We start from the raw sequence: 9,420 nt of genomic DNA on the forward strand, positions 1-9,420 counted from the left end.
TGACGACCTTCACTTCAAAACGAGACATGGAGTGGTCTCGTGTGCCCGGGATTTTTGCGCAGGATAATTGGTGTCTCGCTGCCGAGACGCATCACGCCTGCTTGCAGGGGCTTCATTCTGAGTATAAATCAGCAGGGCAGGGAACATTCGTGCGCGGAATGTGCCAATCGGCGCAAGCGCTGATTCAAAAAGAGAAAGGGCTGCGGATTCGCAGCCCTTCTGTCTTCAGGTATCAGACCTCAGCGGCCATAGTAGGGAGCGTAGTAGTAACCGTAATAGGGGCTGTAGTAACGGCGCATCGGCGGCTGCTGGGGGTTGGCACCGGCAGCGTAGGCAAGTCGAGCCATCTCCTGCTCGGAGACGGTCTTCACGACGGCCGGCTGGGCGAGCTGGAAGGTGATGACTGCCTCGGGAGGAACTATGACGCGTCCGCTGGGCGATGAGGCGGATCCGGCGACCCCGACGCCGGCACCGGCGACGGCTCCAACGGCAGCGCCCGTGCCTCCGCCGGCGATACCGCCGAGGATGGCTCCGAGGGCGCCGAGCCCAAGGGCGCTGTTGGCGGTCGTGGTGGATTTGTCACGGCCGTGCTGCTCCCAGAGTTTGGTTTCGAGCGGATAGCTGACGCCCGCGAGTGTGACGCTGTTGATGGCGAGGCTGAGCTCGCCGCGACCGCTCAGCGTACCGGCTTTGGTGGCGTCAACGACGGTGCCCTGCACGGAGGCGCCGCGCGGGATCGCAATTGCACCATCGGCGGCTACGTCATTGATGACGGTGCCGTCAAACGGTGTGCCAGGCTTGATGTGATTTGAGTCGAGGCCGCGATTGATGCGGATGCGCAGCATCGCTCCTTCGGGGATTGTGACCGAAAGCCCTGCCTGCTGTCCTCCGGGAGGGGCGTAGGCCTGGTCCGGACCGTTGTTGTATAGCGGACGACGAGGCGGCGGGCCGTATGGTTGCGGCTGGCCTTGATAGGGCTGCTGTTGGCCAGGATACTGCTGTGCTTGACCAGGATACTGCTGTGCTTGACCCGAATACTGTTGCGGCTGGCCGGGGTATGGTTGCGCCTGACCCTGATCCTGAGGAGGTCCATAACCGCCGGGGTATTGCTGATTAGCCTGAGGTGCGCCGTACGGCTGCTGCTGAGGCTGACCCTGTGGAGGACCGTAGCCGCCGGGGTACTGCTGATTGGCCTGAGGTGGGCCGTAAGGAGCTTGAGGCTGGTTTTGCGGAGGGCCATAGCCGCCCGGATATTGGCTGCCGTCCGGCGCCTGCTGGGTGCCGTTGGGCGGTTGCGGCTGTTGCTGGTTGTAGTCCGGCTGTTGCTGGTTCGGCATTGGAGGAGCAGTGTTTTCGGCCTGTTCCGAGGGTGGCTGGGCCGGAGCGTAGCTGCCGTCTGACTGCAATTGACCGCCAGCGGGCGGTTGCTGAGCGGCCTGAGCGGATTGATCGCCAGATTGATCGACAGCGGCCTGATCGGAGGTTGCGGGAGAGTCGCCGAGTGCAAGCTCGTCAACGACCTTCTTGACACCCACGGCACGCGCGACCAGGTTCTCAGCCTTGGTGCGCATCGCCTCGTCGTGCACGTTGCCGGTCAGGGTGACGGTGCCATAGACAGTGGCGGACTGGATGTTCTGGGTCGAAAGCTCGGGGGCGCTGGCCAGTGCCCGGAGGACGTTGGCCTCGATCTGGGCGTCCGGCATGTTGCCCTGCGTGGGCTGGTTCTGGGCGAAGGCCGCAGTGCCCACGACGAAGCTGCCAACGAGGATGGGGTGGCTGATACGAGAAAAGCCTTTGAGGCTCATAGTCTGTGTGCTCCTGTCGGCGCCGAGGTATCGCTAGCGGTTTGCAGACACTTCGGGCAGGCGCCGTCCATCAAATCAGACGCTACTTGGAAGGAAAAGTTCCGCTCGGAGCTGAGCATTCCCGGTGAATACCCGATTGCTTGGGCGATCGGGCTCTCATTCGGTCAGCGCCGGTTTGACCCGGGCGCCGGCGAGTGGCATCATAGGGATGCGGGGTGGAGCAGCCCGGTAGCTCGTTGGGCTCATAACCCAAAGGTCGCAGGTTCAAATCCTGCCCCCGCAACCAAGATTAGTTGTAGGAAATAAACGGCTTAGGAGATTAGACCTCCTGAGCCGTTTGCGTTTCCGGTATTGCAACTGTAGTTAGGCTGACATCGGCCTCAGCCGTTTGCTGCTGTTCCTCCTTCGCGACTGCTCGCTCGATTTCCCCGCCAATCCTTCGAGCGGCATCGAGGTTATGTTGCCAGTCCGGCTGTCCCCCATACACATCCACTGTGAAGATGCCGATGGCAGCATGACCCATTCGCTCCTTGACCACTGTGAGAGGAACGCCCAGTGCGAGCATCATCCCAGAGTTGAAATGGCGGAATGCGTGGAAACCTGCCTTCACGATTCCGACAGATTCGAGATGCTTCTTCATCTTCCGTCCACGGAAACAGTTCATGTCCCGAGGCGTTCCTGTTGAACTGCTAAACAGGTACTCGTGCCCTCTTTGCTTCTGGCGCATGACCTGTTCCCAGAGGAGTCCGAGCAGTTGGGGTGAGATGGCAAGCGTCCGAAGCGCATTCTCTGTCTTCGGCGCCTGTTCATTACCACCCCAGATGGAGCTGTCCACTCTAAGCCGTTCCCCGTCGATATCATCCAGCTTCAAACCAGCCAGTTCGCCTGCCCTGAGTCCCGTCTCCGCAGCGAGCCAATAGAACACCCGGTGTCCTCCTTGGGACGAAGCGATGATTTTGGCGACTTCGGGCAGAGTGAAGGTCCGAGGCTTAGGTTTCCGTCTGCGCGGCAACTTGGGCTTTGGGAGAACCGCGTCCACAAACTTCTGTGCGTGAGCAGCGTCCCAGATACGGCTTACTGTTCCCCACAGGTTACGGATGGTTTTCGGACTCAGGCCCTCTGCCGTGCTGGAAGCGATGAACCGCTGAAGGTCTCCGGCATCAATCAGCCTGATGTCCTTCTCACCGAAAGCTGCCTTGAGCCGCTTTAGGTTGCTCCGTTCGCTCACTTGAGTGGCGGGCTTACAGAGCGACAGGTAATCTCGTTCCCACACCTCCGAGAAGGCCATGAAGGTTGCGGACTTTCGCGCCGTAGCTGGCGACGCGATGGACGAGTTCACTTTGTCAAGGAACGGTTGTAGAAGGCGCTGAGCCTCTCGTTTTGTTGTTGTCGCGCCGTCAGCCTTCTTGACCGGCCCGAGCATGACTTCACGACGTTTGCGGACCTCCACTCCGTGTTCGTTCAGGACGTACTCTGAATATCCGCCCTTCCACAGAGTTTTGGTTTTGTTCTGATACACACTTCCTTTTTGGAATCGTCTACGTTGCACGAGGTCTTCTTTCCGTGCAGTAGAACCAGTCGTGCTCTTGAGTTTAGAGGTTCTGGGAAGCCGCTTACCCAAAAAGTTGCGACGCGGCTTGATGGTCGAACTGAGAACCGGAGGGTTCAACAGTTCAGATGTATTGTTCGAGGTCGCTTCGCAGGCCGAAGCAATCATCGAGATACCTATGGTCCCGAGGCATACGGGGTGCCCACAAAGCGGAGATTATCGCCCCTGTCTTCTCGCTTCGGTTCACGTTCGCAGCCAAGTGCCGCGATAGGCAATCCGATTTGAGGTGAAACCAGCCCCGCCAGAGAGTTGGGGAAGCACAAGCGTACCGTGTACGCGAACGCTGCTGTAGTAAGCCCCAAGGACATTTCGATAGGTCTGAGGTGTCCCCGGCCACTCTCGATGGCTCCACGGCCCTGCAAACGCGGGCAATGGGCATCAAATCACGCCGGAGCATGCAGTTCACCGAAGAACCGAGGCACACCCTTGAGAGCCTTTACCCGTTCCAAGAAAACGTCGGGATTGGGATTCATGAGACGGCGGTAGTCGTATGCGATTCTTCTGGGATTCGCCCACTTCGTGACGTAACGAATTACGCGGAGAATGTGGCGTCCGTCACGCGGTACTAATTTAGCCACGAGGCTCTCGTGAGCTTTCTTCTCGGTAGCACGTTTGGCGTACGCGATACGTCTGGTCTTTGTTACACGTCTGGTCTTCGAGGGGCGTCCCTGCCGTGGGAAGCACGGTACGAGCAGAGGCTTCCGGTGCAGAGCGCATGCCTCCTCCCACATCGCAATCCAATCTTTTTTGGAGATGCGGTATTTGCCCTTGTCTAATGTCTTCGTTACGGCAAGCGTATGCACATGAGCGCAAGGATGCTCTCTGCCGGGCTTGTGAGCAATCTCCAGAACAGAGAATTGCGCGACAACCCGATGCTTCACGCGTGCGTGCTTCAGAAGCCGCCTCATGCCGGTAACGGCTGCGCGGGAAGAGGCATACACGTCAGGGCTATCGGCAGCAGCACCGGTGATAAACCACAGTTGATAGCGGGGATTTTCGGAGAGCAGAGCAGGGAGCTTAGTCAGCAGGTGTTTCCGCTGGCGGTAGACTCTCCGACTGGCGCACTTCATGCAGTACGCGCTATGGCAGTGTTTATATCCGAAGCAGTTGTTGAGGCGAACAGCGTCTTCCATGAAACCGCGCTGCGTAAGAAGTGATTCAATCTCGTGGGATACGCGATTGATGACGGGAATAGAAATAGCCAAGATTTACCCAGTGACCCATAGCAGGGAATGATGTCAACCCGCACCAGTACTGAGCAAAAGCATCGTTATCGGCAGAGGTCTACCGACAAAATGCTCTTACGTTATTACAAGTACTGGTCCTTATTGGGTTGTTATGGTGGCGACCTTCGCCGACATAAAAAAGCGGGGGGAACGTAAAGTGGTAGAACGCTCAACCCGCTGACTGGTGCTCTTGGCAGCTATCCAGTATCTATCTATGCTACAGGAAAGTTGCCGATTTGTCAAGCACAGAATGTCGGTTGTGTCAAGAAGAAACGGCAAAACTCTTTCATATTTCTTTGGGAGTTCAAGTCCCCCTCGAAGTCCTGGGTGTTCTCCCCCACTTCCCCACCTTCAATCTCGACTCGCAAATCGTCTCTCAGACCCTCGTGTTTGCTGGAAATGTGCTGCACGACACCTGTTGCAGTAGGCGCCTCACGAGTTCATCGCAACTGCGGTGCCGCTTCTCTGACTCTGGCCGCGCCATGAGCAGACGAGTGTGAACGGTCGCCGGGCGCCTCCGCCGTGGGGTCAACGGCAGGGTTGGTTAGGGACGTTACCATCCTTTTGTCTCGTGAGTTACAAAGCTCAAAGATGCGCCGAGGATGGGTCGATGGACGGGAAGGTAGTGTTGCATCCTGTGGTGTGAAGTGTTACGTTTCTAACAACGAGCATCGTTAAAGACGTTACACGGGGTTATCGGGACATGAATGGGAAGTTCGTCAGCTACTTGAGGGTTTCGACACAGCGGCAGGGCAAGAGCGGCCTCGGCCTAGAAGCTCAGCGTGAGGCCGTAGCAGGCTTTCTGGACGGCGGCAAGTGGACGCTGGTATCTGAATTGGTTGAAGTCGAGAGCGGCAAGCGTAGCGACCGCCCAGAGCTGGCAAAAGCCCTCTCCCTTTGCCGTCTGCATCGCGCGACCTTGTTGGTCGCGAAGCTCGATAGACTCGCGCGTAACGTCGCGTTCATCTCCACCCTCATGGAGAGCGGCGTCAAGTTCGTTGCGGTGGACCTGCCACAAGCAAACGAGCTCACGGTTCACATCATGGCGGCGATGGCGGAGTACGAAGCCAAAGCCATCAGCGCCCGCACGAAGGCTGCGCTCGCCGCTGCTAAGTCGCGTGGAACAGAGCTAGGCGGTCTACGTTGGGACATCACTCAGGTGGGGCATAAAGGACGCAAAGCAGCTCTGCGGACCCGCCACGAGAACGCGGCCAAATACCGGGCGGATGTGCTGCCTCTCATTCAAGAGAAGCAGCGCCAAGGGTTGGTCACACTGAGAGCGATTGCAGAAGCGTTGAATGCTGAGGGAACACCTGCGCCGCGTGGCGGTCAATGGTCCGCTGTTCAAGTGCAACGCATTCTGAAGTACGCCGCGTAGCTACATGAGACGCGAAGCGTATCGGATACGCTACGAAACAACACTGAGTCAGTCGAGCTATACCCTCTGACGCATTCTCCCACCAGCACAGCAATCTGTAGCCCCTTGCGGGGAGTTCAATGCTTAAAAGGAGTGGTGATAAGATAGCCCCGCAACAAAACCGCTAAGTCGTCGTATGCCCTTGAAGAGTTTAGGTAAGCTCGTCTTCAAATCAGGCAGTCGTGTCTCAATACAACTCGTGGAGGAGTCATCAGTGTCATCTAAAACTCGTCTGTTTCTGTCGCTCTTTTTGTTTGTTGCCTTCGCAATGACTAGTGTCGCCGCCCTCGCTGGAGGTGTACCAGCAAACGCCAAGGTCTATATCGCCCCGATGAACGGCTTTGAGAATTACCTATCGGCTGCGCTTCTGGCGAAGAATGTTCCGGTTACCATTGTGCTTGATAAGTCCCAAGCCGATTACGTGGTGACCGGTAGTTGGAGAGAAACTGACGGCGGTACTAGCGGTAATGGTTCTCTGGTGAGTCCTTTACACAAGCGTACCAACTACAGCGCGAGCATTGCAGTAATCGACCCGAAGTCGAGCGCGGTCGCTTTCTCGTATTCCTCGGAGAAAAGCGGGAGCCACGATTTGTCGAAGCAAGTTGCAGAGGACTGGGCGAACCATCTGGGAAAGGCGATTAGGTCTGCCCGTTGAATCCAGCCCAGACGGATGCTTCCTTCACAGTTTTCTCGGACTGTGGAGGAAGCGTCTAAAGTGCATCCTGTGCTTCTCGCTAGATTAGCTCTGGCCAATATTTTGCAAGTCTTTCTTTGATGCGGGTGAGAATCGAATCCGCCTCTGACAAAGACTTGAGCATTCCTGACGGAACCACTTTGAACGCGTGATGGGCCAACTGCTCTGCGTCCACTTTGATATGCATTTTCACTCTGACCGGGCTTATCGCGGCATCAGCATTACCATCGAGGTCAAACACTGTTATGTAAGCGTTAGTGCTTGAGCTTGAGTTGGGAGCGTCGTCAACCGGCTTAAGTGTGAAAACATTCTCGCTAACGCTCTGCAACTCCGGTGCTCCCAAAAATGGTTGCCAGCTATCCCACACGGCTTCTGGAATGGCGAGGACAGTTCCAGCGGCGGCACCCTGGCCCGCCAGTTGGAATTTGATGAGTATCTGATAGAACGTGCGCTTGAATACATTGGCGATGTTCGGTCCTTCGACACCCTCACACGTCCATCTCATGTTGTTGCGAAGTGCATCCGGAAAATCTCCTCGATGGAGCCTCAGGGCATCGCGCAGATTTTGCACAGCCGCTCGATAGGAACCGTGAAAGTCCATCGTTTGAATTTCGACGATGCCGTACCGCCCTATCTTAAAGTTTCCATCGTCGTTTCGAACTTCGACGAGCGTGACATCGAACGACATTTCTGGCGACTTAGATGTTCCAATGACGGATATTTCACCGCCAAGCTTTGCTTGGAAAAACACGTATCCGGACTTTCCAGAGGGAATAGTTTCCTTGAACTTTTGAAGCTCTGGCGGAACCTGTAGCAAAGTGACGGGCACCGGCTGAACAACATCTGTTTGAGCAAAAATGCGCTCACACGCACTCTTAATCAAGTCACTCGAAATAACACGATACGGACATGCAAGCCAGTCCTGAATCGAACCGTTGCTGCCAGAACTCACGGTGCAAACGCCAAAGGAATTCTCATTTTTGACGCAGGTCGTTGGCTTTTGCAGAGCCTCCGAGAGGAACGGGCACGAACCGAATGATTTGCCCAAGAACTGCGAAACATCCATCTTCACAGATGGATACACACGGTGTCCGAGCCATTCGCTCACATAGTTGCCGGGGGGCAGCTCGTTTTCTGGGGTTACTTTCGCGGTTTTTGGTGGCATGTCAATTTCAAAATAGCAGCGTCACTGAACTTCTTTTGCAACTCGAAGCCGATTGCCTTCCGACCTTCCTCAAGCGCGACTTCGAGCGCCCGGCCGGTACCGGAGAACGGGTCAAGCACGACCCCAGACGGTGGTGAACAGGTCAAAATGCGAGGTCTGATAAGGTCACGCGGGAAGGTTGCCGAATGCCCGTTTTCTCCCGGAGCCACGTTAACCAGCAAAACATCGTTGTGGCGGTCTGCTACCGCCTTCGAATCGAAATAATATTTTGGACGCCCTACACTTGCGCGTCTGACGAAGTGGAGAAGATGCTCGTGTGACAACTTCAGCCGGTCGCCCTCGGGGCGGGGCGTCACGTTCGGCTTGTACCAGATGATGTCGTTGCGCAGTATCCAGCCACGTGACTGCATAGCGATTGCAAACCGAGCCGGAATCAGAAGAAGCTGCTTTTCTTGTCGGAATCCTCCGAGCGGTGTCTTCCTCCGATACCTGCCCTCTTCTGAAAGTCCCTGACGACCCGCGTCCCTCACGCTGCTCCATCGAGCGAAGTAGGTGTCACCGATATTGACAATCATGCTGCCGGTGGGCTTCAGCGACCTCGCTGCACGGTCCAAAATCTCGGTGAGATGAGTGATATACCACTCTGGGTACGGCTCTAAACCCAAGACTCCAGCATTGCTCCTGTACCATTCGTATCCGGGAGACACCTCACCTATCTTCCGAACGCTCGGGATGTCATTGAACAAGTCCCAATTGTGGCCGAGGCCGTACTCGCGGTGCCCCCAATAGGGGGGACTTGTGATAACCAAATCCACGCTGCCGGGGGCCAGTTCTTGAAAAAGGTCGAACGCATCTCCCTGCATCAAACGCAAATCCCCGTGCTTTGAAGCCATAGCCAACTCTTAGAGAGTGTTCCACGCATCCTCTCTTAATTGAAAAGCCGATTGTGGATAACCGGGCGGCCTTTGGTGTTCTCTATCGACCTGAATCGACTGTATTTACGTCGGCAATAGGCGTTGTGGGGCAGCAGTTTGCAAGAAGCGGACGACTGATTCTAAAGCACTTAGTTTATGGTGCCGCTTCTCATAACCCAAAGGTCGCAGGTTCAAATCCTGCCCCCGCAACCATCCGAAAATATGGGTTCTCCTCCGGGTCAAAGAGTTGAGAGCCCCGTTTTCATTTGCGGCAGCTGTGATCAGCTCCGCACGCCGCTCGGATCAGGCCAAAGAGGACGGCCCGATCTGAACCCAAGGCACTCGTCCAGGACAGCAACCAGTCACACAAAAAGTTTGTGTCGTATAGGAGCTCACCGCCTCCTCGCTTGCTGGTAGGCCGCCGTGTGGCCGCCGCGCCCGCGCTCTCTGAGGAAGCCGCCGCCAAGCTCCAGAAGCTCGACGAGAAGCTCGGCCTCACCCCCTGCCTCATCCTCACCGTCTCCGAGAACGGCTACGGCAAGCGCACCGACGTCGACGCCTACCGCCTCCAGTCGCGCGGCGGCAAGGGC

The 9,420-nt window shown here is 56.6% G+C and carries 7 protein-coding genes and 1 tRNA gene; 4 read left to right on the forward strand and 4 right to left on the reverse strand.

Annotation, left to right across the window (positions count from 1 at the left end):
• Positions 1–239: 239 nt before the first annotated feature.
• Positions 240–1,805: a BON domain-containing protein gene (locus VGU25_13760; protein ID HEV2578269.1), complete on the reverse strand. Its 1,566-nt coding sequence runs from the start codon at positions 1,803–1,805 to the stop codon at positions 240–242.
• 209 nt (positions 1,806–2,014) lie between these two features.
• Between VGU25_13760 and VGU25_13765 the strand changes: the two genes are divergently transcribed.
• Positions 2,015–2,091 (forward strand) — tRNA-Met (locus tag VGU25_13765).
• A 33-nt stretch (positions 2,092–2,124) separates the two neighbouring features.
• On the opposite strand, the gene VGU25_13770 is transcribed toward VGU25_13765, so the two are convergent.
• Positions 2,125–3,522: a site-specific integrase gene (locus tag VGU25_13770; protein HEV2578270.1), complete on the reverse strand. Its 1,398-nt coding sequence runs from the start codon at positions 3,520–3,522 to the stop codon at positions 2,125–2,127.
• A 1,821-nt stretch (positions 3,523–5,343) separates the two neighbouring features.
• Between VGU25_13770 and VGU25_13775 the strand changes: the two genes are divergently transcribed.
• Positions 5,344–6,018, forward strand: coding sequence for a recombinase family protein (locus VGU25_13775; GenBank protein HEV2578271.1), 675 nt, complete (start codon positions 5,344–5,346; stop codon positions 6,016–6,018).
• 253 nt (positions 6,019–6,271) lie between these two features.
• Positions 6,272–6,712, forward strand: coding sequence for a hypothetical protein (locus tag VGU25_13780; GenBank protein HEV2578272.1), 441 nt, complete (start codon positions 6,272–6,274; stop codon positions 6,710–6,712).
• A gap of 79 nt (positions 6,713–6,791) precedes the next feature.
• Here the strand turns inward: VGU25_13780 and VGU25_13785 are convergent, their stop codons facing one another.
• Positions 6,792–7,916, reverse strand: coding sequence for a hypothetical protein (locus VGU25_13785; GenBank protein HEV2578273.1), 1,125 nt, complete (start codon positions 7,914–7,916; stop codon positions 6,792–6,794).
• Positions 7,892–8,809, reverse strand: coding sequence for a site-specific DNA-methyltransferase (locus VGU25_13790; protein HEV2578274.1), 918 nt, complete (start codon positions 8,807–8,809; stop codon positions 7,892–7,894). Before VGU25_13790 ends, VGU25_13785 begins: the two co-directional genes overlap by 25 nt.
• A gap of 428 nt (positions 8,810–9,237) precedes the next feature.
• Between VGU25_13790 and VGU25_13795 the strand changes: the two genes are divergently transcribed.
• Positions 9,238–9,420 (forward strand): DNA gyrase C-terminal beta-propeller domain-containing protein (locus VGU25_13795; protein HEV2578275.1); only part of this gene is annotated, 183 nt, incomplete at its 3' end.

The organism is Acidobacteriaceae bacterium (assembly GCA_035944135.1).
Lineage (GTDB): Bacteria > Acidobacteriota > Terriglobia > Terriglobales > Acidobacteriaceae > Granulicella.

Excerpts from the sequence above, each read along its gene's own strand:
- VGU25_13760 (HEV2578269.1), bottom strand. The coding sequence starts at position 1,805 with ATGAGCCTCAAAGGCTTTTCTCGTATCAGCCACCCCATCCTCGTTGGC.
- VGU25_13770 (HEV2578270.1), bottom strand. The coding sequence starts at position 3,522 with ATGATTGCTTCGGCCTGCGAAGCGACCTCGAACAATACATCTGAACTG.
- VGU25_13775 (HEV2578271.1), top strand. The coding sequence starts at position 5,344 with ATGAATGGGAAGTTCGTCAGCTACTTGAGGGTTTCGACACAGCGGCAG.
- VGU25_13785 (HEV2578273.1), bottom strand. The coding sequence starts at position 7,916 with ATGCCACCAAAAACCGCGAAAGTAACCCCAGAAAACGAGCTGCCCCCC.
- VGU25_13790 (HEV2578274.1), bottom strand. The coding sequence starts at position 8,809 with ATGGCTTCAAAGCACGGGGATTTGCGTTTGATGCAGGGAGATGCGTTC.